The following is a 24,595-nucleotide window of genomic DNA, read 5'->3' as shown; positions in this document are numbered from 1 at the left end:
CCGGCCCACGGGGCCCGCCTCCCCGGGACCCGGGCGGCCCGCTCCGGCGGGCGGACCCGCCGAGGGCGCGCCGGAGCCGGACCCGCGGCCCGCACCGTTCCGCCGCCCCGCCCGCGGCGGGCGGTGCGGCAGGTGCGGCGAGTACCCGCACGGGCGGCGGGCGCGAACCGGACCGCGCCCGCCGCCGTCCTCCGTCAGCCCGCCCGTCCGGCCAGGACGTCCGCCAGCTCCCCCAGCAGGCCGACGACCCCGGCGGGGCCGTCCACCACCAGGTCCGCCCGCTCGGCCAGCGCCGTGACCTCCTCGCTGCCGCTGCACAGCAGCACCCCGGGCACGTCCGCGCCGCGCAGCCGGTCCACCGCGTCGTACGCGGCCAGGTCGCCCAGGTCGTCGCCGCCGTAGAGCACCGAGCCCGCGCCGGTCTCGCGCAGGAAGTCCGTCAGGGCCACGCCCTTGTCCATGCCCGGGGGCCGCAGCTCCAGCACGAAGCGGCCCGGCTCGACGGACAGCGAGTGCCGTTCGGCCAGCTCCCGCAGCGGCTCGCGCAGCAGCTCGAAGGCCGCCGCCGGATCGGCGGCGCGGCGGGTGTGGACGGCCACGGCCCGGCCCTTGTCCTCGGTCCAGGTCCCGTCCGGCGCGCCCGCCTTCTCCAGCACCCCCGGCAGCTCGGCACGGGCCGCCGCCACCCCGGGGGGCGGGGGCGGCGCGGTGACCTCGCCGGTGGCCGCGTCCCAGCGCTCCGCGCCGTACGCGCCGAGCACCACCAGGTGCTCCAGGCCCGCCGCCCCGGTGAAGCCGCCGTAGCGCGCCGCCAGTTCGGCCGGGCGGCCGGTGACGACGACCACGGCCCGCAGCAGCGGCGCCAGCCGGGCGAGGACGGGCACCGCGTCCGGATGGGCGCGGGCCTGGTCGGGGTCGGGGACGATGGGGGCGATCGTGCCGTCGAAGTCGAGTGCGACCACGGCCCGCCCGGGGTCGGCCAGCAGCGCGGCGAGGCCGTCGCGCCCGGCGGGGGTGGCCGGGGTGGGGAGTTGCTCCGGAAGCTGAGGTGAGGAGTGGCTGCCCATGCCGGGGACCCTACCCAGCGGCGGGCACCCTACGTCCGGCCCCGCCCGCCGGCGCCGTCACCGCCGCCGGCCGCGCTGCTCGTCCCGGCGGCGGCGCAGGCGGTTGACGGTGACCGGGTCGTGGGCGAGGGCGCGCGGATCGTCCAGCAGGGCGTTGAGGAGCTGGTAGTAGCGGGTCGGCGAGATGCCCAGCCGCTCGCGTATCGCCCGTTCCTTGGCGCCGGGGCCGGACCAGCCGCGCCGCTCGACGGCGAGCACGGCCTGGTCCTGCTCGGACAGGCCGCCGTCCTCGCGCGGCTGCTCGCTACCGGTGCTCACCCCTCCAACCTACTGCCGCCTCCGGACACCGCATCCCGGGCCGTACGGCACCCGCCCGGCCCGCGCCGCACCGCGTATCGCTTCGGCAACGCTCCTTCTCCTCCGCAGGTCAGGGCTGCTATGCACATGCCTGTACCCAGTGCCCGCAGAACCGCCGGAAAACCGTCCGAAGAACGCCCCCGCTTCCGAGGAGCCCCCCGCATGGCCGCCGCCGAGCAGTCCCGTACCGCCGCCGAGATCGCCACCCAGCCCAGCAGCTGGCGGCGGGCGGCCGAGGCCGTGGGAGCGGGGGGCGAGACGGCGGAGGCGCTGCCCCGGCCGGGTGAACGGGTGGCGGTGACCGGCTGCGGCACCTCCTGGTTCGTCGCGCAGTCCTACGCGGCGCTGCGCGAGGCCGCCGGGCAGGGCGAGACGGACGCCTTCGCGGCCTCGGAGTTCCCGGTGAGGCGCGCCTACGACCGGGTGGTGGCGATCACCCGCTCCGGCACCACCTCCGAGGTGCTGGACCTGGTCGCCGCGCTGCGGGGCGGCTCACCGGCGGTCCCGGTCACCGTCCTGACCGCGGACCGCGCCGCCCCCGCGGCGGACGCCGCCGACCGGGCCGTCGTACTGGACTGGGCGGACGAGGAGTCCGTCGTCCAGACCCGCTTCGCCACCACGGCCCTGGCCCTGCTGCGCGCGGGCCTGGAGTGGCACGGCGCGCTCCCGGCCGGGGTGAAGCCGGTGGAGCGGGCGGCGGTCGACGCGGAGCTGGCCGTCGTCCAGCCGCTTCCGGCGGCGGCACCGGCCGCCGAGCAGTGGACGTTCCTGGGGCGCGGCTGGACGTACGGGCTGGCCCTGGAGGCGGCCCTGAAGCTGCGCGAGGCGGCCGGGGCGTGGACCGAGGCGTACCCGGCGATGGAGTACCGGCACGGCCCGGTGGCGATCGCCGGTCCGCACCGCCTCGTCTGGGTGCTGGGCTCCCTGCCGGAAGGGCTGTCCGGCGACATCGCCGCGGCGGGCGGCACCCTGCTGGCGGAGTCCGACTGCGCGGGCACCGGCGAGGGCGCCCTGGACCCGATGGCCGACCTGATCCGCGTGCAGCGCCTGGCGGTGGCCGTGGCCGAGTCCCACGGCACCGACCCGGACCACCCCCGCAACCTCACCCGCAGCGTGATCCTGCGCTGACGCGCGCCCCGCCCCGGCTCCGCACCGGTGGCGGGGCGGGGACGTGACGGTCCCGGCGCGGCGCCGCGCGCGTCAGGCGGAGCAGCCCAGTTCGGGGCGTATCGTGCCGAGGAACGCCTCGTAGAGGGTGTCCCGGGGCTGGAGCTCGCTCTCCGCGTGCTCCAGTTCCAGCCGCTCGTGTTCCGAGCGGCTCCAGGCGTCGGCCGCCGGGTACGCCATCGTCACCAGGTACTCGTGTCCGGCACAGACGACGAGGTCCGTACGGAAGTCCTCCGACTCCTCGCGGTCCGGTCTGCGGTGGCGGTCGACCAGCCGCTCGTCGCCGGTGACGGCGAACGCGGCCAGCAGATAGGGCCACGGGGTGCCGTTGCCGCGGGTCAGCACACAGCTCCAGTTCTCCCCGGGCTCGCCCGTCCGGTGCTGGGCGAGCGCCTCGCGGTCCGCCAGCGCTCTCGACGCGGTGAAGCCGGGCAGACCGCACTGGGAGTCCGCCGGGAGCTCCTCCTCCACCGGGTCCCCCGGGACCTCGCCGGTGAGCCGGAAGTCCGCCGAGCCGCAGTCCTTCTCCTCGGCCAGGTTGCCCGCGTAGCTCATCAGGACCCCGGCCGTGAGCCTCCTGGTGAGATCCGTGCCGAACCGGCTCGCGGGGAGGGGGTTCTCCAGCTCCAGCACCACCTGGACGGGCTCGCCGTCCTTCACGCCGAGGCTCCGGGAGCACCCCTCGGGCAGCCACACCACGGCCCGCTCCTCCTCCGTCCAGCCGTTGAGGCCGGAGCCGAGCGGGGAGACCCCGAAGTACCGGCTCACCGGGATCGGTTCGCTCCGGTACGGGCCGAAGTCCCAGGCCCGCATCACCTCGAAGGTCGCGACCTTCCCCTCCCGCTGCCACACCGGGCAGCGGGACATCCTCCCCCGCTTCTCGTCGAGCCGGCTGCGGTACCCCCCCTCCTCGTCCAGGAACTCGGCCGGGGAGGACTCGTACTCCCCCTTGTCGTCGATCGCCAGGGGCGCGATCTCCTCCCGGGCGAGCAGACCGCCGCAGACGCTCCCGGCGTCGTCGTCGGCACCAGCCCTGTTCAGTCCCCAGTGGACGAGCCCGCCCACCACCGCCAGAGCGACGGCGACGGCGGGGACGGCGGTCCGGGGACGGCGGAACCGCCGACCGCGCCTGCCTCCGGCACCGCTCCTCGTCCGCCTGCCGGGTCTCCGCCCGGCCGCTCCGTCTTCCCGCCCCGCGTCGGTCACCCAGCCCCCACACTCTCGCCCCGCCACCGGCTCCACCCCGGCCGGACGGCCCACACGCCGCCGACCCTACGGAAGACCGTGCCACCCCCGCATCCGGCGGGGCCGGACACGGGGACGAAGACGAGGGGGACGCGGCAGAGGGACGGCCGGAGGCGTCCGTACGGTGAGAGATCGCGGGAGTGGACTAGACCTTTGCCGGGGCGCGGGTGACACTGTCCCCGTGACCCGTGACAGCGACACCGCCTACACCCCGTACGTCGTAGCCCTCGACGTGGGCGGCACCGGCATCAAGGCCGCCCTGATCGGCGCCGACCGCACGCCGCTCCTGCGGGAGCGGCGGCCCACCGGCAGCCAGGACGGGCCGGAGGCCGTCGTCGAGGGCGTCCTCGCCTTCGCCGCGGAACTGCGCAAGGCCGGGGTCGAGCGGTACGGCGCCGAGCCGGCCGCCGTGGGGGCCGCCGTGCCGGGGCTGGTCGACGAGGCGCGCGGGACCGCCGTCTACTCCGCCAACCTCGGCTGGCGGGACGTCCCGCTGCGCGCCCTGCTCGCCGACCGGCTGGGCGGGGTGCCCGCCGCCGTCGGGCACGACATGCGCGCCGGCGGGCTGGCCGAGGGGCGGCTCGGGGCCGGGGTGGGGGTGGACCGCTTCCTGTTCACGGCGCTGGGCACCGGCATCTCCGGGGCCATCGGCATCGACGGCCGGGTGGAGCCCGGGGCGCACGGCGGCGCGGGCGAGCTCGGCCACATCACCGTACGCCCGGACGGCCCGGAGTGCGGCTGCGGGCGGCGCGGCTGTCTGGAGACGCTCGCCTCGGCCGCCGCCGTCGGCCGGGCCTGGGCACGGGCGAGCGGCGATCCGGCGGCGACGGCGGCCGGCGCCGCCGCGGCCGTCGAGGCGGGCGACGCGCGGGCCGCCGCCGTCTGGCACGACGCGGTGGACGCGCTCGCCGAGGGCCTGCTCACCGCGGTGACCCTGCTGGACCCGCGGACGGTGATCGTCGGCGGCGGGCTCGCCGGGGCGGGCGCCACGCTCCTGGACCCGCTGCGCGCGGCCCTGACGGCGAAGGCCACCTTCCAGCGGCTCCCCACGATCGTCCCGGCGGCCCTCGGGGACGCCGCCGGCTGCCTGGGCGCGGGTCTCCTCGCCTGGGACCTACTCTCCGCGGAGGTTTCGAGCCCATGACGGCGAAGACGGTGTCCACTCAGGGGCCGGCTCAGGGGTCCGCCCGGCGCACCGTGCTGACCGGCGCCCGGGTGGTGCGGCCGGACGGGGTGGACGGGAACGGGCGGGTGACCGTCGAGGGCGGCCGGATCGCCGCCGACGCCCCAGGCGAGGCGGGCACGCTCGACCTGACCGGGCACTGGATCGTGCCCGGCTTCGTCGACATGCACGTCCACGGCGGCGGGGGCGCCTCCTTCTCCTCCGGCTCGGCCGAGGAGTCGCTGCGGGCGGTCGCCACCCACCGGGCGCACGGCACGACCACCCTGGTCGCCTCCACGGTGACCGGCGACCTGGAGGACCTGTCCCGGCAGGCGGCGGTGCTGTCGGAGCTGGTCGAGCAGGGCGAGCTGGCGGGCGTCCACTTCGAGGGGCCGTTCATCTCCGCGCACCGCTGCGGCGCCCACGACCCCGCCCTGCTGCGCGACCCGGACCCGGCCGACGTCCGCAAGCTGCTGGACGCGGCGCGCGGCACGGCGCGGATGGTGACGCTCGCGCCGGAGCTGCCCGGCGGTCTGGAGTCGGTGCGGCTGCTGGTGGAGGAGGGCGTGATCGCGGCCGTCGGTCACACCGACGCCACGTACGAGGCGACGCTCCAGGCCGTCGAGGCGGGCGCCACGGTCGCCACCCACCTGTTCAACGCGATGCCCGTGCTGCGCCACCGCGCGCCCGGCCCGGTGGCGGCGCTGCTGGCGGACGAGCGGGTGACGGTCGAGCTGATCAACGACGGCGTCCATCTGCACCCGGCCGTCCTGGGGCTGGCCTTCGCCCGCGCGGGGGCCGGCCGGGTGGCGTTCGTCACCGACGCCATGGGCGCGGCCGGGATGGGCGACGGCCTCTACCCGCTCGGCCCGCTGACCGTACGGGTCACCGACGGTGTCGCCCGGCTGGCCGAGGGCGGCTCGATCGCCGGCTCGACGCTCACCCTGGACCGGGCGCTGCGGCGCGCGGTGACGGTGGACGGACTGCCGGTCGAGGACGCGGTGCGGGCCCTGTCGGCCAATCCGGCGCGGCTGCTGGGGGTGGCCGACCGGGTGGGGTCGATCGAGCCGGGCAAGGACGCCGATCTGGTGGTGCTGGACGCCGAGTACCGCCTCACGGGTGTCATGCGCAAGGGCGAGTGGGTGGTCTCCCCCGGCGCCCGCGCCGCGGGATGACGCGCGGTTCACAACGATGTGGCGGCGGTTGGCCCACGCACCCTGGGCCAACCGCCGCCGCTTTGGCATGATCGCTCGCGCGGTCGCCGCACCCGCGGCACCGCGGTACCGCGGAAGGCCCGCGAAGACGCACGCGCAGACGTACGCCCGCCGGTGGGAGGTGGAGCCCCGATGATCCTGACCGTCACGCTCAACGCGGCCCTGGACATCACCTACCGCGTTCCCCGTCTGGAACTCCACGGCTCCCACCGCGTCCGGGAGGTGACCGAGCGCCCGGGCGGCGAGGGCGTGAACGCGGCCCGGGTGCTGGCCGCGCTGGGGCACGGGACGGTGGTGACGGGATTCGCCGGCGGCACCGCGGGGGAACGGCTGCGGGAACTGCTCGCGGCGGAGACCTCCGTGACGGACGCGCTGGTGGCCACGGCCGGCGCCACCCGCCGCACCGTGACGGTCGTGCCGGAGTGCCCGCCGGACTCCGGGGCGGGGGCGGGCGGCGGGACGGGGAGCGCCACGCTGTTCGGCGAGCCGGGCCCGCACATCGCCCCCGGCGAGTGGGAGCGCCTGCTGGACGCCTACCGCGGTCTGCTGCCCGGCGCCGACGCCGTCGCCCTGTGCGGCAGCCTGCCGCCCGGCGTGCCCGTCGGCGCGTACGGGACGCTCATACGCGCCGCCCGCGCCGCGGACGTGCCGGTCCTGCTGGACACCGGCGGGGAGCCGCTGCGGCGCGGGCTCGCCGCCCGGCCGGACCTCGTCAAGCCCAACGCCGAGGAACTGGCCGGGATCACCGGCTCCACCGAGCCGCTGCACGCCGCGCGGCTGGTGCGGCGGCGCGGGGCGCGGAGCGTCGTCGCCTCCCTGGGCGCGGACGGGCTGCTGGCGCTCACCCCGGACGGCACCTGGTGCGTCCCCCCGCCCCGGCGGCTGGCGGGCGCGCCGGCCGGCGCGGGCGACTCGGTGGTCGCCGCGCTGCTCGCGGGCCTGGTGGAGGGGCTGGCCTGGCCGGAGCGGCTGGCCCGGGCCGCCGCGCTGGCGGCGGCGACCGTGGGGGCCGCGGCGGCCGGCGAGTTCGACCGGGCGCTCTACGAGGAACTGCTGCCCGAGGTGACGGTCAACCCGCAGACGGTGGCGGCCTGACGGCCCGCCACGGACAGCACGCCACACGGACAGCACGGCACACGGCACGGGAACGGGGCGGGACATGCCACTGGTGGACACCGCGGAACTCCTCCGGGCCGCGTACGCCGCCCGCCGCGGCCTGCTGGCCTTCAACGTCGTCACCCTGGAGCACGCCGAGGCGATCGCCGCCGGAGCGGAGACCGCGGGCGCCCCCGCGATCCTCGCGGTGTCGGAGAACACTGTGCGCTTCCACGGCGGCCGGCCCGGCCCCGTGGCCGCCGCCGCGGCGGCCGTGGCACGGTCCTCCGGCGCGCCGCTGGCCCTGCACCTGGACCACGTGGAGAGCACCGAACTGCTCCACGCCGCCCCCGCGGCGGGCTTCGGCTCGGTGATGTTCGACGCCTCGAGGCTGCCCTACGCCGAGAACGTCGAGGCCACCGCGTACGCGGTGCGCTTCGGCCACGGGCACGGCATGTGGGTGGAGGCGGAGCTGGGCCGGGTGGGAGGCAAGCCCGGCGACGCGCACACCCCGGGAGTGCGCACCGATCCGGCCGAGGCGGCGGAGTACGCTGCGGCCACCGGGGTGGACGCCCTCGCCGTCGCCGTCGGCAGCTCCCACGCGATGACCGAGCGCACCGCCGTCCTCGACCACGCCCTGATCGCCGAGCTGCGCCGGGCCCTGTCCGTACCACTGGTGCTGCACGGCTCCTCCGGGGTGCCGGACGGGGAGCTGCGGCGGGCGGTCGGCGCCGGCATGACCAAGATCAACGTGGGGACGGCGCTGAACGCCGCCTTCACCGGCGCCGTCCGGGCGGCCCTGGCCGGGGACGCGCGGACGGTGGACCCGCGCGGATGTCTGCGGACGGCCCGCGAGGCGATGGCCGAGACGGTGGCGGCCTTCCTGAAGGCCGTCGCCCCCTGAAGTCCGAAGGTCCGGACCGGCTCGAAGCCCGGACCGCCGTCAGGGCCCGGTGCCGGCCGTCAGCCGCGGACGTGCCCCTTCTTCAGCCACACCTGGTCGAGGACGAACTCGCACTGGTTGCCCTCCGCGCAGGAGATCTGCACCGTGTTGGTGCCCTTGTTCAGGTCCAGCCAGGCGAAGGTGCGGGTCCAGCCCTTGTCCCACTCGCCCTCCTTGGCCTGGGCGAAGTTCTTCATGTTGAGCCCCTGCTCACGGGGCTCGCCGTTCACCACGAGCGTGGAGTCGGCGTCCTTGCCGGGCACCCCGTAGCCGACGAACAGCGTGTACTTGCCGTCCTCGGGGACGTCGAAGCTCCAGGAGGCGGAGGCGCCGGGGGCGTTGAAGCCGGCGACGTACTTGCCGCCCTTGGCCTTGGCGCCGGGGATGTCGCCGGCCACCGCCGGGCCGCCCTCCAGCCGGAGGCTGACCGCGTCCTCCTCGGGCAGGGTGCTCTGCGGCTTCTTGTCCTGGTCGGCGTTCTTCTCCTTGTCCTGACCGCCCTCGCCGTCCTGGCCCGCGCCGCCGTCGGCGCCGGGCTCCTGGACGCTGCCCGCCTGGTTCCCGGCCGAGCCCTCGTCGTCGCTGAAGGCGATGGCCGCGCCCACCCCGAGCACCACGGCCGCGACGACCGCGAGGGCGCCGACCAGCAGGCCCTTGTGGTTGCGGCCCCGGGCCGCCGCGCGCCCGCCGGGGCCCGCCGCGGCGCCGTGCCGGACCGCGGCCCGGCCGCCGGGCACGGTCTCGGGGGCCGCGTAGTGCGCGTTCGGCTGCGGCTGCTGCGGGTGGGGCTGCTGCGGCGGTTGCTGGCCGCCGTACCGGCGCTCACCCACCGCCCGGACCTGGTTGTACGAGGTCCGGGGAACCCCGGGCTGCTGCGTCGCCGCGCCGCCCGCACCTCCGCCCGCGCTGCCGTCGGAGCGGTAGAGGTAGGCGAACGGGTCGTCGTTCTCCGGCGTGCCCGAACCGTTGTTACCGGCGGTCATTCCGTGCGCTCCTCCACTACGGGTACCTGCCCGGCGCAGCCTACCTCTTTCGGGGTAAAGGGAGTGTCCTCCTTGCACTCGGTTGCGTACCGGCCCCGTAACCGTTCCGGAACAGTCCGGGCGGCCTGGAACGGAACTCAGCCCGCCCTGCGCTGGGCCTTCGAACGCGACCGCTTCTCGACGTACATCCGCTGGTCCGCGGAGTGCAGAACCTCCTCGGCGGACATCCCGCACCCCGCCCAGCTGATCCCGAAACTGGCCCCGACCCGCACCGCGCGGCCATCCACCCTGATGGGCGGGATGATCGCGTTGCGCAGCCGTACCGCCAGGTCCTGCGCGTCGGAGCGGGCCAGGTTGTCGGCCAGCACCACGAACTCGTCACCGCCCAGCCGGGCGACCGTGTCGTTCTCCCGCACCCCGTTGGCCAGCCGCCGGGCCACCTCGATCAGCACGGCGTCGCCGCAGTGGTGGCCGAAGCGGTCGTTGATCGACTTGAAGCCGTCGAGATCGCAGAAGAGGACCGCCAGCCCCTTCTCGGCGGGGCTGTCGACGGTGGGCGGGAAGGTGTGCACATGGTGGTCGAAGCCGCTCACCGGCTCCGGGAACGCGCCGGTGAAGCCGCCCGCGGCACCGCCCCCCGGGCCGCTTTCCGCGAACCCGCCGCCGAGCACCGCTCCGCTGGGCGCCAGCTGCGCCGCGCCGGACACCGCCACGGGCTTGTCGCACAGCCGGGCGCTGAGCCTGGCCCGCAGCTCGGCGCTGTTGGGCAGCCCGGTGAGCGCGTCGTGGCTGGCCCGGTGGGCGAGCTGGAGCTCGTGCCGCTTGCGCTCCTCGATGTCCTCTACGTGGGTGAGCAGGAAGCGCGGGCCGTCGGCCGCGTCGGCGACCACGGAGTTGCGCAGGGACACCCACACGTACGACCCGTCGCGCCGGCACAGCCGCAGCTCGGCCCGGCCGCCCTCGGCGGAGGTGCGCAGCAGGGTGGCCAGGTCCTCGGGGTGGACCAGGTCGGAGAAGCCGTACCGCCGCAGCGTGGCGGCGGGGCGGCCCAGCAGCCGGCACAGGGCGTCGTTGATCCGCACCAGCCGGCCGTGGTGGTCGCCGCCCAGCTCGGCGACGGCCATGCCGCTGGGCGCGTACTCGAACGCCTGCCGGAAGCTCTCCTCGCTGGCCCGCAGCGCCTGCTGCTCGCGCTCCAGCCGGACCAGCGCGCGTTGCATGTTCGCCCGCAAACGCGCGTTGCTGATCGCGATGCCCGCCTGGAAGGCGTACATCTGCAGCGCTTCGCGCCCCCACGCTCCCGGGCGCCTCCCGGTGCGGGGTTTGTCGACGGAGATGACGCCCAGCAGATCGCCGTCGGAGGAGTACATCGGCGCCAGGAGGATGTCCATGGGGTGCCACTCGTCGGCGTACCGGGGGGCCGGCCCGGCGGCGTGCCACTGCGGCACGTCGTCGTCGAGCAGGACCCACGACTCGGTGTACGGGATGAACCGCAGCTCGCCCCAGCGCTCCCCCATGGCCAGCCGCCGCTCCCAGGCCGCGCGCGAGCCCGTACGGCCCGCCAGCATGGCCTCGGCGCCCTCGCTGCCCGCGACGGCGGCCACCACGAGGTCCCCGTCGGGCTTGACGAGGTTGACCGCGGCCAGTTCGAAGTCGAGGCCCTTCACGACCCCGTCGGCGACGGTCTGCAGGGTGTCCGCCAGGCTGCGCCCGGTGTTGAGCTCCGCCATGGACTGGTGGAGCATGCGCAGGGTGGCGAGGCGCACATAGGGCTCCGACTCGGCTTCCATCGCCCTCCCCCCTCTGGTTCCTGAGTGGGCAACTCCAGATGATCCGCTTTTAAACGTCTTCTCTGACAAGCCACTGAATCACAGTGAGCTGCCCAGTCGGTACACAGGGTCAACAATTCCCCCACTGTGTGACTCATGTCACAACAAGACGGGGGCGCACGGTCGCCGCGCCCGGCGGCGCCCCCTCGCTCCCGCACTCTTGCGGAACGCAAATCCCGGCTCTGACCTGCGGAACGTTCAGCCGGTGTACCTAGGTCCGGGGCGGGACCGGCCTGGTCCCCCGGACCGATGCGCGCCCCCGCGGCGGCGTCTAGCGTTCATGATGTGCACCCGACACCACAGCAGCAGATGTCCGAGAACGTCCCCACTTCGCAGCAGGCCCCCGGCCTCCCCCATGCTGGAGGGGTGAGCGAGGAGGAGTTCCGTGCCGCGATGGCACGGCTGGCCGCGGGTGTGGTGCTGGTGACGGCGTACGACCCGGAGGACGGGCCGCGCGGCGAGGACGTGGGGATGACCGCGACCGCCTTCCTGTCGGTCTCGCTGGACCCGCCGCTGGTGCTGGTGAGCGTCCGCGAGGACTCCCGGATGGACGAACTGCTGGAGCGGCAGCCACTGTGGGCCGCCTCGCTCCTCGCCGAGGACCACCGGCACATCGCGGGCCGCTTCTCCATGCGGGGCCGGGTCAGCGACCGGCTGCTCTTCCAGGACATGCCCGTCGTCCGCGGCGAGACCTCCGGCGCCCCCCTGGTCGGCGGCGCCCTGGCCACCGTGGAGTGCCGCACCGAGCAGCGGGTGGCCGCCGGCGACCACACCCTGGTGATCGGCCGGGTGCTGGCCACCGCGCTGCCGAGCGCGGAGAAGAGCCCGCTGACGTACTTCCGGGGCCGGTACCGGCGGCTGGCGTAGTACCACCCGCGTACCCGCGTACCGCCGTCAACGGGTTCACCGGCGCGTCGCGCTCCTTGGCCGATTACGCGCCCATGCCCCGATTCCCTCTGCCTCCGGCGATCTACGGCACCGTAGACTCGCTCTGCCACCTGGCCGACTGGCCGAGTTGGCCGACTGAATCGCCGACCGGGGGAGCGGGAAGGGCATGACGGACTGGCGCGACACGGGCGGAGGCGGCAAGGACCTCGACTACGAGGCCGAGACCCTCACCGCGTTCAAGAAGCGCATCGACGGCATCCTCGACCAGCTGGCGGGCTCTCCGGCGTCCCCCAAGCACATCGGCAACCAGACCGTCACCCCGGACGCGTACGGCACGGGCTTCAGCGCGGCCGAGGACCTGTCAGCCCTGTATGACAAGGTGCACACACAACTGAAGACCCTCTCGCGGCTGTTCGGCGACCAGCTGGAGGCGCTGGGCATCGCCACCCAGATCGTGGACAAGGGCTACCAGGGCGTCGAGGACGACCACCTGCGGCGCTTCCAGTCGATCCAGCAGCAGGTGGAGGAGTACCAGCACAAGCGCCAGAACGCTCCGGAGACGGCACCGGACACCGAGGCCGCGGTCGCCGACAAGTCCGACAACCCGAACGAGGACTTCAGCTAGGGGGAGGTCAGAGATGGCCACAGGCGAGTTCGAGGGCAAGTCGCTCGCGGCGCTGCACGCGATGGTCTCGAAGGCCAACCCCGGTCTGCTCTCGTCCCGGGGCCACGCGCTCTCCAACGCCGGTTCCGACCTGGACGGCATCGGCAGCGAACTGCGCGCGTACATCGACCGGGTGAAGTGGGAGGGCCAGGGCGCCGAATCCTTCCGCGAGTGGGGGCAGCAGTTCGCGCTGGAGTCGATGCGGTTCGCCGCGTACGTCCGCACCCTGGGAAACCACATGGTGAACGCGAGCCAGGCCCTGACCGAGGCCAAGGCCGCCGTCCCGGCTCCCAACGAGATGTGCTACGCCGACCCGGAGAAGGACAGGGCCCGCCAGGAGGCGGAGGAGAAGAAGCGCCAGGAGGCGATCAACCAGCTCAACCGGCTGTCGTCGTACTACCGGATGGCCGGAGAGAGCATGCGGGCGGCGGAGGAGCCGAACTTCGCAGCGCCGCCGGGTGACCCCGCAGAATTCGGCTCTGCGGGCGCCTCGGGCAACACGGGCACCTTGAGCACGGCGGCAAGTGCCGGGACGAGGGACGCAACGTCCTACCGGGAATCAAGCACCGCCCCTGACAAGTCCTTCTCCACGTACGGCAGCGGAGTGGGCGGTACGGAAGCGCGTTCCTCTTCTGTAGCCAACCACCCTTCTCCCGTGACCGACCGTCATACGAACACGACGCTCGACTCCGTCACCCTGCCCTCCGCCAACGAGGTCCGGCCGCAGACCGCCAATCCGGCTCCTCAGCAGTCCTCCAACGGGCCATCGACACTGCCGGTGGCCCCAGTGCCGTCCACCGGGCCGGCCCAGCGAGCCGATCGCCTGTCGTCCCGTGCTCCCGTCACCGGCACTTCCCCTGTCGGCCGGCCACAGGCAGGCGGCGGCAACGGCATCACGGGCGGGACGTCCCGCCCGGTGGGCAACCTCACGCCCGGCATCCCCCGCGGACCCGTCATCGGTGGAGAGCACCCTTCGGCGGGGCGGCCTGTGGGGGGCTACCCCGGGGGCATGGGTAACGGAACTCCGGCTAACAACGGCACGCACGCGGGACGTCCCCCCATGGCGTCGCAGCCTGGCGGCACCGCTGGAACGCCTCGTGCGAGCAGTGGCCGCAGGGAGTTCACTCCGGGCGGTACCGGACTCGTCCGAGGAGGAGGCACCGCCCCCGGCATGGCAGCACGGCCGGCCACCACGAATCCTCCCCCGGATAATCGCCGACGCGGCCCCGACCGGCCCGACTACCTCGCCGAGGACGAGGAGACATGGGCAGCCGGGCAGCGGAACGTGGTGCCACCGGTCATCGACTAACTCCCGAGGAAGTGCACTGTTCCATGCGAACCCATGCCCTCCCCCCGCAGAGGCGAGCGCTTAGCGTGGTGGCGCTGCTGGCGGCCATGCTCATGTCTCTGGGGCTGTTCTCACCGCCTGCTGTCGCAGCGGACCGGCAGTGGTATCTCGATGCCATGAGCATTCCGGAGGTGTGGAAGGTCGCCAAGGGCGAAGGCGTGACGGTCGCCGTCATCGACTCCGGCGTGAAACCGGTCCCCGGCCTGGAAGACAGGCTGCTGCCCGGTAAGAGCTTCACCTCGGACGACCCCGATGCCCACGAGGACGTGACCGGCCACGGAACCGAAATGGCCACCTTGATCGCCGGTACGGGAACGGCGAACAGCCTTCAGGGCCTGGCGCCCAAGGCAAAAATCCTTCCGGTGCGGACACACGTCGAAACCGACTTCATCACCAGTTGGGACAAGACGCTGGTCAATGCCATTAGGTACGCGGCCAGGAGCGATGCCAAGGTCATCAACATTTCGCAGGGTCTGGAAACTCTGGACTACGAGACCCTCCTTGAGATGCAGGACGCGATCAACGAAGCCAACGAGCGCGGAAAGATCATCTTTGCCGCATCGGGAAATGCCGGTCGCCATGTGGAGAAGAGCGAATATCCGTCTGTGCTACCGGGCGTCGTCACCGTAGGTGCGGTGGGTGAGGACGGAAAGGTCGCCGACTTCTCCAACTACGGCCCTCACCTGGCGCTTTCGGCTCCCGGCGATCCTGGTGGCACCAGCCAGGCGGCTGCCGTCGCATCCGCCACGGCGGCCCTCATCTGGTCCGAGCACCCCGACTGGACCAACCACCAGGTCCTGCGGGTGATGATCGAGACGACGGGGCGGTCGATGAGGGGTGAGAAGCCCAGCATGTACCTCGGTCACGGCATCGTCAGGCCCGCACAGGTCCTCGTCGACGGGGACGGCGACCCCGGGCCGGCTGACAAGAGCCCGCTGTTCTCCAAGCACTTCGCCTCCCTCGAAGCCTCCAAGTCGCCCTCCCCCGAGGCCGACGACGGCACCGATGCGGAAGACGCGAAGAACCGCGACGACTCCTCCGCCGACTCCGGCGGGGAGCAGACCGCCGCGTCGGAGGAAAGCGGCGGCAGCGGGACGCCGTGGCTCGCCATCGGCATCGGAGCCGCCGCACTCGTGGTCGTCGCCGCCACCGCGGGCGTCATCACCGTACGGCGCCGGGCATGACCGGCGGCTGACGGACCGACGGCAGGGCCCGTACCACCGTTCGTCGGCGGTACGGGCCCTGCGTCATGTCTCAGCCGTTCTCCCTCGGGCAGGTCGCGACGACCTCCCCCTCGGGCGTCGCCTTCAGATACGCGCCGCCGTAGTCGTCGGTGAGGTGGACGTTCATGCTCGGCCCCGAGTCGAAGACCGTCGACCCGGGCGAGACGAGGACGTACCGCATGGTGGGCTTCTCCACACCGAGGGGCCGCTCGGCCCGGCCGAGCAGGCCGGGCACGGTGTCCCAGTCGTACTCGCCCGGGTCCACCGGCACGGTGCCGTCGGTGATGGCGCCGCCGGCGCCGTCGCGGACGGCCGCGTCGCTTCCGGCGCGGTAGGTGAACCGGTCGTAGAGCTTCTTGTCGCCCTTCACCGGTGCCTGGGCGATCGCGTACTCCTCGTAGATCGCGAGCTGGGTGACGGCCGTCCCGCTCGTCACCTTCTCGAGTTCGGTGACGGCGGTGCGGATCCCCTCGGGGGTCAGCAGGCCGGCGGCCTCGTCCCCGTCATCGGCGTCATCGGCGTCATCGGCGTTGCCGTTGTCGCCGTCGCTGGCGGTCCCCGGCCGGGGAGCCGCCGGAGGAGGCGGAGGGGGAGGCGGCACCCTCCTCCTGCCCCGCCGCTGCCGCCGCCAGCATCCGGTCCACGGCCTCCGTGTCGGGCCGGGCCGCCGGGTCCCGTACGAGCAGCGCGGTCAGCAGTCCGGCCAGCACCTCGCGGCCCGTCCGGGCGGCCTCCCCGGAGGTCAGAGGCCCCTTGTCGAACCGGTTCTGGAGCGAGCCGCCGGTGACGAGCTCCATCACGATCCAGGGACAGGTCCCCTCGCCGTCGTCCACGATGTGGTGGATGGTCGCCACGTTCGGATGGTGGACGCGGGCCAGCGCCCGGGCCTCCCGCAGGACGCGTTCCCGCAGGTGGCGGGCGGCCTCCGAGTCGTACTCGGTGAGCCCGGGGTCCGGCGGCCGCACCTCCTTCACCGCCACGTCGCGGTGGAGGGTCAGGTCCCGTGCCCGCCACACCACTCCCATGCCACCGCCGCCGAGCCGCCCCACCAGCTCGAAGCGGTCGTCGATCACCCGTCTCGCAGGCCCTCCTGTGTCCACGGCGCGGGAGCCCAGCGCCCCGGGGTGACAGCGGCGGGAGCGGCGGGTCCTCAGGTCCAGTCGCGGCCGGAGCGGCCGCGCTTGATGTCGGCGCGGTGCTTCTTGCCCCGCAGCCGCCGCTCGTTGACGCCGCGCGGGACGCCGCGCTTCTTGCGCGGACGCGGTGGCGGAGCCGTCGCCTCCGCCAGCAGGGCGGTCATCCGTACGGCGGCGGCCTCGCGGTTGCGCCACTGGGAGCGGTGCTCCCCGGCCCGTACGACGAGCACCCCGTCCACCAGCCGTCCCGCGAGCCTCTCCAGCGCGCGTTCCTTCCACACCGGGGGCAGCGCCTCGGTGCCCGCGAGGTCGAAGCGCAGCTCGGCACGGCTGTCGGAGGTGTTGACGTGCTGGCCGCCGGGCCCGGAGGAGCGGGAGAAACGCCAGACCAGCTCGGCCTCCGGCAGGGAGACCGAGCCGCGTATGAGATAGGGCCCGGGCATGCCTCCCATGATCCCGCCCGGCGGGGCCGGCGTCACGGCGTTTTCCGCCACACCGGTTCCGCGCCTCCCCGCGAGGCCGGCAAAGAAGGTAAAGAATCGTGGAACCCCTTCACCGGCCGACGGCGTTGGAGAGGGTAGACAACGAACCATGCATCCGGGCCGGCCAGGCCCAGGGCCACCAGATAGTGAAACAGCACAGAAGGGCATCCCCATGGCTGTAAGCCTGTCCAAGGGCGGCAACGTCTCGCTCACCAAGGAGGCCCCCGGCCTGACCGCCGTGACGGTCGGCCTCGGCTGGGACGTCCGTACGACCACCGGCACCGACTTCGACCTCGATGCCAGCGCCATCGCGGTGAAGGCCGACAACCGGGTCTACTCGGAGCAGCACTTCGTCTTCTTCAACAACAAGGCCACCCCGGATCAGTCGATCGTCCACACCGGTGACAACCGCACGGGTGAGGGCGAGGGCGACGACGAGCAGATCAACGTCAACCTGGCGGCGCTGCCCGCCGACATCGACAAGATCGTCTTCCCGGTGTCGATCTACGACGCCGAGAGCCGCAGCCAGAACTTCGGCCAGGTGCGCAACGCCTACATCCGCATCATCAACCAGGCCGGCGGCACCGAGATCGCCCGCTACGACCTGAGCGAGGACGCGGCCACCGAGACCGCCATGGTCTTCGGCGAGCTGTACCGCCACGGCGCGGAGTGGAAGTTCCGCGCGGTCGGCCAGGGCTACGCCTCGGGCCTGGCGGGCATCGCCCAGGACTTCGGCGTCGGCGTCTGACGGACGCCCCGGCGCCGCCCCGGCGCTTCACGGGAGGGCGCCCGGTGCCGCACGCGCGGTGCCGGGCGCCCTCCCGCGTTCCGTCGTCCCCCGCCCAGCCCCGCCCCGGCCGGGCTCAGCCGGGCACGTCCATGCGCTGCGTGCCGATGACCGACAGCAGCCGCAGCGCCTCCTCGGACGGCGAGCCGGGGTCGGCGGTGCAGACGAGGACCCGCTGGTCCCGGTCGGTGATGTCCAGTGCGCCGCAGTCGGCGTCGACGGGGCCGGCCTGGGGGTGCCGGAAGGTCTTGCGCGGAACGGGCTCGGCGCTCACGTCACGGGTGGCCCACAGCCGGGCGAAGCGCTCGCTGCCGGCCCGCGGTTCGTCCACCGGTCCGGTCACCTCCGGGTCGCCGGGGTGGCGTGCGACGGCGGAGCGCAGTCCCCGGGCCGCGACCCGGGCGAAGTCCTCCGGTTCCGGCACCCCGCACAGCCGCCGCCCGGTCCGGGCGCACGTGCGGGCGGGCCGGCCCGGGACAGTGCCCCGGGCCGGCCCGCCCGCGTCGGTCGAGCGGCGGTCAGGCCGCCGTCCGCCTCACCCGGTCCGCCTCACTTGAGGGACTTCATCTCCTCGACGAACTCCTCGGGGCTGAGCTGCTTGTTGAACAGCTTCTGGATGTTGGTCAGCATCGGCGTGGCCTGCTGGGCGGGCAGCGCCTGGTCCCAGGAGAGGGTGAAGGACGAGGCGTCGCGCACCAGGTCGTACTGGAAGAGCGCGTAGCCCGGGGCGGGGTGCCCGATGAGCATGTTCTCGGCGTTGGTGGTGGCGGGGACCTCGCCGTTGTCCACCATCTCCTCGACGTACTCCTCGTCGGCGGCGGTCTTGACGAACTCGATGGCCGCCTCGCGCTCCTTGCCCTCCAGCTTGGAGTTGATCGACCAGAAGTTGGCCGGGTTGCCCACCACGTTCCCGGTGGCGCCCTTCCCCTTGGGGAACTCGGGGAAGGTGACCCAGTCCAGGCCCTTCTCCGCGAACTCCGGCTGGTTGGTCTGCTGGTTGGAGTACTCCCAGCTGCCCATCAGGTGCATGGCGGCCTTGCCCTTGGCGAAGAGCGTGGAGGCGCCGTCGGAGGTGTAGTCGACGGACTGGAAGGTGTCGCCGAACGCGCCCCGGTCCACCAGGTCGCGGATGGTCTCGGCGGTCTTCAGGACGGCCGGGTCGCCCCAGGCCTCGGAGTCGCCATTCTGGATCCGGTCGAAGACCTCGGCGCCGCCGATGCGGTCCAGCAGGTACTCGACCCACATCAGCTCGGTCCAGGCGGTCGTACCGGCCAGCGCGAAGGGAGTGACGCCCTGCTCCTTGAAGACGTCGATCAGCGCCAGGAGCTCTTTCCAGTCCGACGGGGGCTGCTCGTTGCCCGCCTTCTTGAAGACGTCCTTGTTGTAGAAGAGGATCACCGGCTGCATTCCGCGCATCGGGACGCCGTAGTACTTCCCGTCGATCTTGGCGGACTCCAGGATCGAGGGGATGAACGCGCTGCTGAGATCGGCGTCCGCCTCGAACTCGGGGGTGAGGTCGACCAGCATGTCCTTCTCGACGAAACTGCGGATGCTGCCGCCGCCCCAGTTGAAGAAGATGTCGGGGGCGTTGGAGGTGCCCATGGCGGTGCGCATCCTGTCCTGGTAGCTCTCACCGGGCACCGGGACGAGTTTGACCTTGACGTCGGACTTCTCGTTGAAACGCTCGACGGCGGCCTCCTGCACCTTGACCGAGGCGTCCTGGTAGATCCAGACCTCCAGGGCGTCACCGGCCGGTTCGCTGGAGCTACCGCTGCCGCAGGCGGTGAGCACCAGCGAGGCGGCCATGGCCGCCGCCGTCAGTGTGACGGCACGGTGCCGCCGGAATCCCTTGCGGCCCGCCGTGGTGGACCCCAGCGCTGCTCTCTGCATCGTGCACCTTCCGGAAAGAGCTATGAGAATTTCAGTAGTGACGTAAGGCTGCTTGAACGGGACAGGTAAGGGCTGCGCGGAATCGGCCTTCACCACACGGCGACGGGCCGTCCTATGGCAGTCGCGCGACTAACCCCCCGCGGCCGGAAGCGGCCGCGCCCGGAGACCCTTCACCTGTGTTCCCCCATACCGAAGATCCCGGGGAGAAACGCGTGCGCCGGTGGCAGGCCCGCAGCGGCGGCCGGGCGGCCCGCCGCAACGGCCGCATCGACTTCCTGCCTCGCGCGTATCGGTCCGGGCGGCGGCGACGACGGCGGCCGCGTGGATTCCCGATCATTTCGTGTCTACACATGGGATTTAAGTTCTCGAACCCTAGGATCGGCGCGCAGAACAGGTCAAGTCTTCTACCACTTCCTTACCGTTCTGTTGTCAATGACTCAGAGTTACGATCTTCGGGCCGCCGCTCGACGGGCCTGTTCGGCGCCGCACCGGGAACGGGCACGGGGCAGGACGGCGACGCCCTCGCACGGCGGCGCGGCCCGCGGGTGCTTCCGGCGGGCGGCGTACCGCCCCGAACGACAAGTTACCGATCGGTAGCCCCCTCCGCGGCCGGATCCCGCGGCTCCTCGGCGATCCAGGCCGGAACGCCCGGCGGGCCGGCGGCGGCTCAGCGGCTCCCCGCCGCGGCCGGGGAGCGGAACGCCCCGGCCAGCGCCCCCTCCCCCGTGATCTCGACCGCGCCCGCCGCCAGCGCCTCCGGGACGGTCAGGCGTCCCTGCACGAGGGCGACACAGGTGTCCGTCCGCATCACCAGACGGGCGTCCGGCCGCTGCGCCGGGCCGTCCCCGTAGGACGGGCCGTCGGCCGTGAGGCGCAGATGGAAGACGCCCTCGTCGACCTTGACCTCGGCCACCCCGGTGCGGGGGGCGGCGGCGTCGGCGAGGCGGCGCAGCAGCGGGATGGCGAACCAGTGAGCCCGTACGGCGTCGGTGGGACCGCGCCCGGCCAGCTCGGCGGCGCCCCAGCCGGCCAGCGCGGCCAGCACCGGGGTCAGCTCCCGGCCGCGCTCGGTGAGCTCGTACACGGTGGACGCGCTCGGCGCCGGGAGGCGGCGGCGGGCGGCCAGGCCGTCCTTCTCCATGTCCTTGAGCCGGGAGGCGAGGACGTCGGTGCTCACGCCGGGCAGGTCGGCGTGCAGGTCGGTGTACCGGCGCGGGCCCGCCAGCAGCTCCCGCACGATCAGCAGGGTCCATCTGTCGCCCACCCGGTCCAGGGCCCGGGCGACGGCGCAGTACTGATCGTAGGTTCGGCGCGGCATGCCGCCAGTGTAGGCGAGAGTTGGAAATTCCAACCGTAGACTTGGAAAAACCAAGTAGGCTGCCGGGCACGGGTGAGAGCCGAGGCAGGACGAGGTCAGGAGCGCGTCGCATGGAGTTCAGGCAGTCGAGCAAGCTGACGGGGGTCTGCTACGAGATCCGCGGGCCGGTCATCGAGCACGCCGACGCCCTGGAGGCCGCCGGGCACAGCGTGCTGCGGCTGAACACCGGCAACCCGGCGCTGTTCGGCTTCGAGGCGCCCGAGGAGATCGTGCGGGAGGTGGGCCGCGGCCTGGCCGAGTCCCACGGCTACACCGACTCCCGCGGCATACTGCCGGCCCGGCAGGCGGTGGCCGGGTACTACCGGGAGCGCGGGCTGGCCGAGGTGGACGTGGCGGACGTCTACCTGGGCAACGGCGTCTCCGAACTGATCTCCATGGCGGTCCAGGCCTTCGTGGATGACGGGGACGAGGTGCTGATCCCCGCCCCCGACTTCCCCCTGTGGACGGCGGTCACCACCCTGGCGGGCGGCAGGCCCGTGCACTACCTGTGCGACGAGGGCGCCGACTGGCTCCCCGACCTGGACGACCTCGCCGCGAAGATCACCGACCGGACCCGGGCCCTGGTGATCATCAACCCCAACAACCCCACCGGGGCGGTCTACCCGCGCGAGATCCTGGAGGGCATGCTCGACCTCGCCCGCCGCCACCACCTCATGGTGTTCGCGGACGAGATCTACGACCAGATCCTCTACGACGACCACGTCCACCACATGGCCGCCGTCGTCGCCCCCGACGTGCTGTGCCTGACGTTCAGCGGTCTGTCCAAGGCCTACCGGGTCGCCGGATACCGCGCGGGGTGGCTGGTGGTCTCCGGCCCGAAGCACCACGCCGCCGACTTCCTGGAGGGCCTGCGCATGCTCGCCTCGATGCGGCTGTGCGCCAACGCCCCGGGGCAGTACGCCGTCCGGGCCGCCCTCGCCGGTCCCCGCAGCGCCCGGGAACTGGTGCTGCCCGGCGGGCGGCTGCGGGAGCAGCGCGACCGGGCCTGGGAGAAGCTCAACGAGATCCCCGGCGTCTCCTGCGTCAAACCCAGGGGCGCCCTGTACGCCTTCCCCCGGCTGGACCCGGCCGTGCACCGCATCCACGACGACGAGAAGTTCGTCCTCGACCTGCTGCTGCGCGAGAAGATCCAGGTCGTGCAGGGCACCGGCTTCAACTGGCCCCGCCCCGACCACTTCCGCATCCTCACCCTGCCGGCCGCCGACGACCTCGACGCGGCCATCAGCCGCATCGGCCGCTTCCTCACCGGCTACCGGCAGTGACCTCCGCGCCGGTGCCCCACGGCGCCCGCGCCCGCGCCGCCCGCCGGGGAGTCCGGCGAGCGGCACGGACACCGCTCGCGTCACCCCGTCGGGACGGGCGCCGGGTGGCAGGGACAGGAGCAGCGCAGGACGGTGACGCCCTCACAGGGCGGTACGGGCTCCGCGTCCTCCCGGCACGTGACGTGCTGCCCCAGGCGGCACGCCACCGAGCGGTAGCCCTCCTCCGCCGCCAGGGCCCGCAGTTCCCCGGCGATCCATGCCGGGGCCCCCGGCCGGGTGAGCCAGCGGGCGTGCGCCGGGCAGGCGTACAGCATCCCGCCCGGACCGGAACCGCCCTCGATCACCTCCACCAGGATCGGCCGGTCCGTCAGCCGTCCGCACCGGCAGCAGTGCAGCAGCCGTCAGCTCACCGGGCCGCCGCCCCCGCCGGCCCGGTGCCGCCCGCCGCCCGGCGGCCACACCACAGCCCTGACCCACCCGAGACAGCAACGGATAAGCTCACCCACGTCGACGCTCCTTCGCAGCGTTGGCCACGCCCCCGGACGGCTCACACCCGTCGCGGGGGTACTTGCTGTGGGTGACGATACATATACCTGGTCATGCCCTTCCATGGCATGACACAGATTCATCAGGCTTTCCCTGCCCTCGTACGTTTGAGCCCATGGTGGAGATCCCAGACGGCTACGGCCCCGACGACGAGATCGACCACGAGGCGCCAGAACCCGTCTACCTGCAACTCGCCGCCGTCCTCGTGGCGCGCATCAGGCGGGGCGACTACCCGCCACGGCGAGCCGTGCCGGGGGTGGACCGGCTGGTCCAGGAGTTCGGGATCGCCCGTGGCACCGCACGGAAGACCCTGGTCCTCCTGGCGGAGAAGGGCATCGTGCAGACCGTGGTGGGCAAGGGCTCGTTCGTGACCGAACAGCCGTCACCGGAGACCGGCTCCGGCGGCGACCGGGAGTGACCGGGCGCCGCCGCGCCCTCCCCTCCCCCGGCGTGCCACCATCGCTCCCGTGCTCGACATCGGCTACGCCCTCTCGGCCCGCTTCCCCGACCCCCCGCAGACCGACTACCGCACCGCGGACGTACGGGCGCTGCGGCACGACCTGTTCTGCGGCGACGTCCACCTCGCGGACACCGACACCGACCGGGAGCTGTCCACCGCCCGGGGGACGGTGCCGGTACTCGACTTCGCCTGGGCACTGTGCGACATCGCCGAGCGCCTCGACCGCGACCCGCTCGGCAGCCGCGCCTCCCGTCCCCAGCACGCCGAGCTGGACTTCGTGGAGTCGGCCGACAACCTGCGCTTCACCCGCCGCTTCGGCTGGGTGGACATCACCGCCGACTGGCTGCCCGCCGGCGAGCCGCCGCTGACGGTCAACCACGGCGCGCTGCGCCGTGAGGCCCGCGACTTCCTGCACGACCTGCTCGCCGACCTCGCCGACCTGCACGAGGAGCTGGCCGACAACCCCGTGGTCTGGGATCTCCAGGCCCGCTTTCCCCGGGTCTGACCCGGCCTCCCGGCCCCGGGACAGCCTGAGCCGACAGGACGTACCGGCCTTGCCCAGGCCCGTGGCGCACGACCGGCCAGTGCCGAGATCGAGCAGGAGTACGCGGCGGCGCGGCTCCGCTTCGAGCTGGGCGAGAAGGTACGCGGCCGCCGTCTGGAACTCGGCCTGTCCCAGGGTGAGGTCGGGCACCGCGCCCGGATGACGCAGTCGGCCGTCGCCCGCTTCGAGGCGGGCGGCACGGTCCCGACCCTGCCCGTACTGGCACGGCTTGCCGCAGCGCTGGATCTGGACCTGCGGGTGGACCTCACCCCGCACGCCGAGAGCGCCTGACCTTCCGGCTGGACCACAGGACTGCGGCGCCCGCGCCCCTGGTCTGGCCATGCCCGTGGGGACCTGTCCGTCGGGCAGCCCAGCGGGCCGGTCCCGGCTGCCGGCCGGGTCGGCAAGCGGTCTGTCACCCGCGCTCGTGGAGGGCTCGTAGAGGGCGTCGACGTACGCCAAGGACTCGTCGTGGTCTCCCACGCCGCGGGTCCGTCCGGCGGTTCACCGGCCGCCGGAGCGTCCGGGGCGGACGGGGAAACCCCGTCCGCCCCCGCGCACCGCATGCGGCCGGCGTCAGCCGGCCTTGCGGCGGAAGTTCCGCTTCCGGCCGGCCTCGCGGCGCGTGCCACCGGCCTTCGAACGGCCCGCCTCGTGCGTCCGGCGCTCCTGGCCGGTCTGCTTCTTGCGCTCCAGCGCCTCCCGGAACTTCCGCTTGACGTCGTTCTCGGCGTCGTCCTCGTTCTGGTTCGCGGTCCCGGTCTCGATTTCGGTCTCGGGATCGGCCTGGCTGTCGGCCTGACGTTCGGCCTGGTTCTCCGGCATGTGGACCTCTCAGGGGGAAGGCTGCACCGGTCAGCCTCACACAAGGGAGACCGTCCCGCGAGGTCATTTCGGCCGCCGCGCCCCGCCGGATCCCGCACGG

The 24,595-nt window shown here is 73.5% G+C and carries 24 protein-coding genes and 4 pseudogenes; 14 read left to right on the top strand and 14 right to left on the bottom strand.

Going from position 1 to position 24,595, the window contains the following annotated elements:
- Positions 1 to 194 precede the first annotated feature (194 nt).
- The gene (otsB, locus tag V1L54_RS23595; protein ID WP_330120106.1) at positions 195 to 1,067 is read right to left on the bottom strand and encodes a trehalose-phosphatase; all 873 of its coding nucleotides are present in this window, start codon (positions 1,065 to 1,067) and stop codon (positions 195 to 197) included.
- 57 nt (positions 1,068 to 1,124) lie between these two features.
- Positions 1,125 to 1,385 (bottom strand): DUF3263 domain-containing protein, encoded by a 261-nt coding sequence (locus tag V1L54_RS23590; RefSeq protein WP_330120105.1) that lies wholly within the window; start codon positions 1,383 to 1,385, stop codon positions 1,125 to 1,127.
- Positions 1,386 to 1,586: 201 nt separating this feature from the next.
- Here V1L54_RS23590 and V1L54_RS23585 point away from each other — a divergent pair, with 201 nt between their 5' ends.
- Positions 1,587 to 2,552, top strand: coding sequence for an SIS domain-containing protein (locus V1L54_RS23585; RefSeq protein ID WP_330120104.1), 966 nt, complete (start codon positions 1,587 to 1,589; stop codon positions 2,550 to 2,552).
- Positions 2,553 to 2,624: 72 nt separating this feature from the next.
- On the opposite strand, the gene V1L54_RS23580 is transcribed toward V1L54_RS23585, so the two are convergent.
- The gene (locus V1L54_RS23580; protein WP_330120103.1) at positions 2,625 to 3,656 is read right to left on the bottom strand and encodes a hypothetical protein; all 1,032 of its coding nucleotides are present in this window, start codon (positions 3,654 to 3,656) and stop codon (positions 2,625 to 2,627) included.
- A gap of 361 nt (positions 3,657 to 4,017) precedes the next feature.
- Between V1L54_RS23580 and V1L54_RS23575 the strand changes: the two genes are divergently transcribed.
- The 4 genes from V1L54_RS23575 (at position 4,018) to V1L54_RS23560 (ending at position 8,211) form a co-directional block, all read left to right on the top strand.
- On the top strand, positions 4,018 to 4,980 hold the full coding sequence (locus V1L54_RS23575) for an ROK family protein (protein ID WP_330120102.1): 963 nt from the start codon (positions 4,018 to 4,020) through the stop codon (positions 4,978 to 4,980).
- Complete coding sequence (gene nagA, locus V1L54_RS23570) at positions 4,977 to 6,173, top strand: N-acetylglucosamine-6-phosphate deacetylase (protein ID WP_330120101.1); 1,197 nt, start codon at positions 4,977 to 4,979, stop codon at positions 6,171 to 6,173. Before V1L54_RS23575 ends, nagA begins: the two co-directional genes overlap by 4 nt.
- A gap of 171 nt (positions 6,174 to 6,344) precedes the next feature.
- Positions 6,345 to 7,307 carry a 1-phosphofructokinase family hexose kinase gene (locus tag V1L54_RS23565; protein ID WP_330120100.1) on the top strand — a complete coding sequence of 321 codons (963 nt, stop codon included), beginning with the start codon at positions 6,345 to 6,347 and terminating at the stop codon, positions 7,305 to 7,307.
- Between the two features lie 64 nt (positions 7,308 to 7,371).
- Positions 7,372 to 8,211 (top strand): class II fructose-bisphosphate aldolase, encoded by an 840-nt coding sequence (locus V1L54_RS23560; protein ID WP_330120099.1) that lies wholly within the window; start codon positions 7,372 to 7,374, stop codon positions 8,209 to 8,211.
- A gap of 59 nt (positions 8,212 to 8,270) precedes the next feature.
- On the opposite strand, the gene V1L54_RS23555 is transcribed toward V1L54_RS23560, so the two are convergent.
- The 3 genes and pseudogenes from V1L54_RS23555 to cdgB all read right to left on the bottom strand — a co-directional run.
- Positions 8,271 to 9,233 carry a carbohydrate-binding protein gene (locus V1L54_RS23555; RefSeq protein ID WP_330120098.1) on the bottom strand — a complete coding sequence of 321 codons (963 nt, stop codon included), beginning with the start codon at positions 9,231 to 9,233 and terminating at the stop codon, positions 8,271 to 8,273.
- 137 nt (positions 9,234 to 9,370) lie between these two features.
- Positions 9,371 to 9,832 (bottom strand): annotated as a pseudogene (locus V1L54_RS29545) (GGDEF domain-containing protein); the annotation flags it as partial.
- A 113-nt stretch (positions 9,833 to 9,945) separates the two neighbouring features.
- Positions 9,946 to 11,023: pseudogene (gene cdgB / locus V1L54_RS23550) on the bottom strand (diguanylate cyclase CdgB); the annotation flags it as partial.
- A gap of 348 nt (positions 11,024 to 11,371) precedes the next feature.
- Between cdgB and V1L54_RS23545 the strand changes: the two are divergent.
- The 4 genes from V1L54_RS23545 (at position 11,372) to V1L54_RS23530 (ending at position 15,146) form a co-directional block, all read left to right on the top strand.
- Positions 11,372 to 11,929: a flavin reductase family protein gene (locus V1L54_RS23545; RefSeq protein WP_330120125.1), complete on the top strand. Its 558-nt coding sequence runs from the start codon at positions 11,372 to 11,374 to the stop codon at positions 11,927 to 11,929.
- Between the two features lie 187 nt (positions 11,930 to 12,116).
- Positions 12,117 to 12,575, top strand: coding sequence for a DUF2563 family protein (locus tag V1L54_RS23540; protein WP_330120096.1), 459 nt, complete (start codon positions 12,117 to 12,119; stop codon positions 12,573 to 12,575).
- Between the two features lie 13 nt (positions 12,576 to 12,588).
- Complete coding sequence (locus V1L54_RS23535; RefSeq protein ID WP_330120095.1) at positions 12,589 to 13,923, top strand: WXG100 family type VII secretion target; 1,335 nt, start codon at positions 12,589 to 12,591, stop codon at positions 13,921 to 13,923.
- A gap of 65 nt (positions 13,924 to 13,988) precedes the next feature.
- Positions 13,989 to 15,146, top strand: a complete 1,158-nt coding sequence (locus V1L54_RS23530; RefSeq protein ID WP_330120094.1) for a S8 family serine peptidase — start codon at positions 13,989 to 13,991, stop codon at positions 15,144 to 15,146.
- A 70-nt stretch (positions 15,147 to 15,216) separates the two neighbouring features.
- Here the strand turns inward: V1L54_RS23530 and V1L54_RS23525 are convergent, their stop codons facing one another.
- The 3 genes and pseudogenes from V1L54_RS23525 to arfB all read right to left on the bottom strand — a co-directional run bounded on the left by V1L54_RS23525 (position 15,217) and on the right by arfB (position 16,773).
- Positions 15,217 to 15,786 carry a hypothetical protein gene (locus tag V1L54_RS23525; RefSeq protein WP_330120093.1) on the bottom strand — a complete coding sequence of 190 codons (570 nt, stop codon included), beginning with the start codon at positions 15,784 to 15,786 and terminating at the stop codon, positions 15,217 to 15,219.
- An 85-nt stretch (positions 15,787 to 15,871) separates the two neighbouring features.
- Positions 15,872 to 16,210: pseudogene (locus V1L54_RS29540) on the bottom strand (protein kinase domain-containing protein); the annotation flags it as partial.
- A 125-nt stretch (positions 16,211 to 16,335) separates the two neighbouring features.
- A complete protein-coding gene (gene arfB, locus V1L54_RS23515; RefSeq protein WP_330120124.1) occupies positions 16,336 to 16,773 on the bottom strand; it encodes an alternative ribosome rescue aminoacyl-tRNA hydrolase ArfB in 438 nt (145 codons plus the stop codon).
- A gap of 202 nt (positions 16,774 to 16,975) precedes the next feature.
- On the opposite strand from arfB, the gene V1L54_RS23510 reads away from it, so the two are divergent.
- The gene (locus V1L54_RS23510) at positions 16,976 to 17,551 is read left to right on the top strand and encodes a TerD family protein (RefSeq protein ID WP_330120091.1); all 576 of its coding nucleotides are present in this window, start codon (positions 16,976 to 16,978) and stop codon (positions 17,549 to 17,551) included.
- Between the two features lie 115 nt (positions 17,552 to 17,666).
- Here the strand turns inward: V1L54_RS23510 and V1L54_RS23505 are convergent.
- The 3 genes and pseudogenes from V1L54_RS23505 to V1L54_RS23495 all read right to left on the bottom strand — a co-directional run.
- Positions 17,667 to 18,032: pseudogene (locus V1L54_RS23505) on the bottom strand (MmyB family transcriptional regulator); the annotation flags it as partial.
- A gap of 107 nt (positions 18,033 to 18,139) precedes the next feature.
- The gene (locus tag V1L54_RS23500; protein WP_330120123.1) at positions 18,140 to 19,396 is read right to left on the bottom strand and encodes an ABC transporter substrate-binding protein; all 1,257 of its coding nucleotides are present in this window, start codon (positions 19,394 to 19,396) and stop codon (positions 18,140 to 18,142) included.
- Between the two features lie 751 nt (positions 19,397 to 20,147).
- Complete coding sequence (locus V1L54_RS23495; protein WP_330120090.1) at positions 20,148 to 20,798, bottom strand: winged helix-turn-helix transcriptional regulator; 651 nt, start codon at positions 20,796 to 20,798, stop codon at positions 20,148 to 20,150.
- Positions 20,799 to 20,908: 110 nt separating this feature from the next.
- Here V1L54_RS23495 and V1L54_RS23490 point away from each other — a divergent pair, with 110 nt between their 5' ends.
- The gene (locus V1L54_RS23490; RefSeq protein ID WP_330120089.1) at positions 20,909 to 22,120 is read left to right on the top strand and encodes a pyridoxal phosphate-dependent aminotransferase; all 1,212 of its coding nucleotides are present in this window, start codon (positions 20,909 to 20,911) and stop codon (positions 22,118 to 22,120) included.
- A gap of 80 nt (positions 22,121 to 22,200) precedes the next feature.
- Here V1L54_RS23490 and V1L54_RS23485 read toward each other — a convergent pair whose 3' ends face one another.
- Positions 22,201 to 22,464 carry a hypothetical protein gene (locus V1L54_RS23485; RefSeq protein ID WP_330120088.1) on the bottom strand — a complete coding sequence of 88 codons (264 nt, stop codon included), beginning with the start codon at positions 22,462 to 22,464 and terminating at the stop codon, positions 22,201 to 22,203.
- Positions 22,465 to 22,781: 317 nt separating this feature from the next.
- Between V1L54_RS23485 and V1L54_RS23480 the strand changes: the two genes are divergently transcribed.
- From V1L54_RS23480 to V1L54_RS23470, 3 genes are all read left to right on the top strand, one after another.
- On the top strand, positions 22,782 to 23,084 hold the full coding sequence (locus V1L54_RS23480) for a GntR family transcriptional regulator (protein ID WP_330120087.1): 303 nt from the start codon (positions 22,782 to 22,784) through the stop codon (positions 23,082 to 23,084).
- Between the two features lie 49 nt (positions 23,085 to 23,133).
- Positions 23,134 to 23,631: a hypothetical protein gene (locus V1L54_RS23475; RefSeq protein ID WP_330120086.1), complete on the top strand. Its 498-nt coding sequence runs from the start codon at positions 23,134 to 23,136 to the stop codon at positions 23,629 to 23,631.
- 87 nt (positions 23,632 to 23,718) lie between these two features.
- Positions 23,719 to 23,961 (top strand): helix-turn-helix domain-containing protein, encoded by a 243-nt coding sequence (locus V1L54_RS23470; protein WP_330120122.1) that lies wholly within the window; start codon positions 23,719 to 23,721, stop codon positions 23,959 to 23,961.
- Between the two features lie 285 nt (positions 23,962 to 24,246).
- Here V1L54_RS23470 and V1L54_RS23465 read toward each other — a convergent pair whose 3' ends face one another.
- Positions 24,247 to 24,495 (bottom strand): DUF5302 domain-containing protein, encoded by a 249-nt coding sequence (locus V1L54_RS23465; protein ID WP_330120085.1) that lies wholly within the window; start codon positions 24,493 to 24,495, stop codon positions 24,247 to 24,249.
- Between the last annotated feature and the right edge of the window lie 100 nt (positions 24,496 to 24,595).

This window comes from Streptomyces rubellus (assembly GCF_036323805.1).
Taxonomy (GTDB): domain Bacteria; phylum Actinomycetota; class Actinomycetes; order Streptomycetales; family Streptomycetaceae; genus Streptomyces.
The sequence above is the reverse complement of the archived record's forward strand: the minus strand, read 5'-3'. Positions and strand labels throughout refer to the sequence as shown.

Bases quoted from the DNA above. Each gene is read 5' to 3' on its own strand.
- otsB (WP_330120106.1), bottom strand. From the start codon at position 1,067: ATGGGCAGCCACTCCTCACCTCAGCTTCCGGAGCAACTCCCCACCCCG.
- V1L54_RS23585 (WP_330120104.1), top strand. From the start codon at position 1,587: ATGGCCGCCGCCGAGCAGTCCCGTACCGCCGCCGAGATCGCCACCCAG.
- nagA (WP_330120101.1), top strand. From the start codon at position 4,977: ATGACGGCGAAGACGGTGTCCACTCAGGGGCCGGCTCAGGGGTCCGCC.
- V1L54_RS23565 (WP_330120100.1), top strand. From the start codon at position 6,345: ATGATCCTGACCGTCACGCTCAACGCGGCCCTGGACATCACCTACCGC.
- V1L54_RS23560 (WP_330120099.1), top strand. From the start codon at position 7,372: ATGCCACTGGTGGACACCGCGGAACTCCTCCGGGCCGCGTACGCCGCC.
- V1L54_RS23555 (WP_330120098.1), bottom strand. From the start codon at position 9,233: ATGACCGCCGGTAACAACGGTTCGGGCACGCCGGAGAACGACGACCCG.
- V1L54_RS23545 (WP_330120125.1), top strand. From the start codon at position 11,372: ATGTCCGAGAACGTCCCCACTTCGCAGCAGGCCCCCGGCCTCCCCCAT.
- V1L54_RS23540 (WP_330120096.1), top strand. From the start codon at position 12,117: ATGACGGACTGGCGCGACACGGGCGGAGGCGGCAAGGACCTCGACTAC.
- V1L54_RS23535 (WP_330120095.1), top strand. From the start codon at position 12,589: ATGGCCACAGGCGAGTTCGAGGGCAAGTCGCTCGCGGCGCTGCACGCG.
- arfB (WP_330120124.1), bottom strand. From the start codon at position 16,773: ATGGGAGGCATGCCCGGGCCCTATCTCATACGCGGCTCGGTCTCCCTG.
- V1L54_RS23510 (WP_330120091.1), top strand. From the start codon at position 16,976: ATGGCTGTAAGCCTGTCCAAGGGCGGCAACGTCTCGCTCACCAAGGAG.
- V1L54_RS23500 (WP_330120123.1), bottom strand. From the start codon at position 19,396: ATGGCCGCCTCGCTGGTGCTCACCGCCTGCGGCAGCGGTAGCTCCAGC.
- V1L54_RS23495 (WP_330120090.1), bottom strand. From the start codon at position 20,798: ATGCCGCGCCGAACCTACGATCAGTACTGCGCCGTCGCCCGGGCCCTG.
- V1L54_RS23490 (WP_330120089.1), top strand. From the start codon at position 20,909: ATGGAGTTCAGGCAGTCGAGCAAGCTGACGGGGGTCTGCTACGAGATC.
- V1L54_RS23480 (WP_330120087.1), top strand. From the start codon at position 22,782: ATGGTGGAGATCCCAGACGGCTACGGCCCCGACGACGAGATCGACCAC.
- V1L54_RS23465 (WP_330120085.1), bottom strand. From the start codon at position 24,495: ATGCCGGAGAACCAGGCCGAACGTCAGGCCGACAGCCAGGCCGATCCC.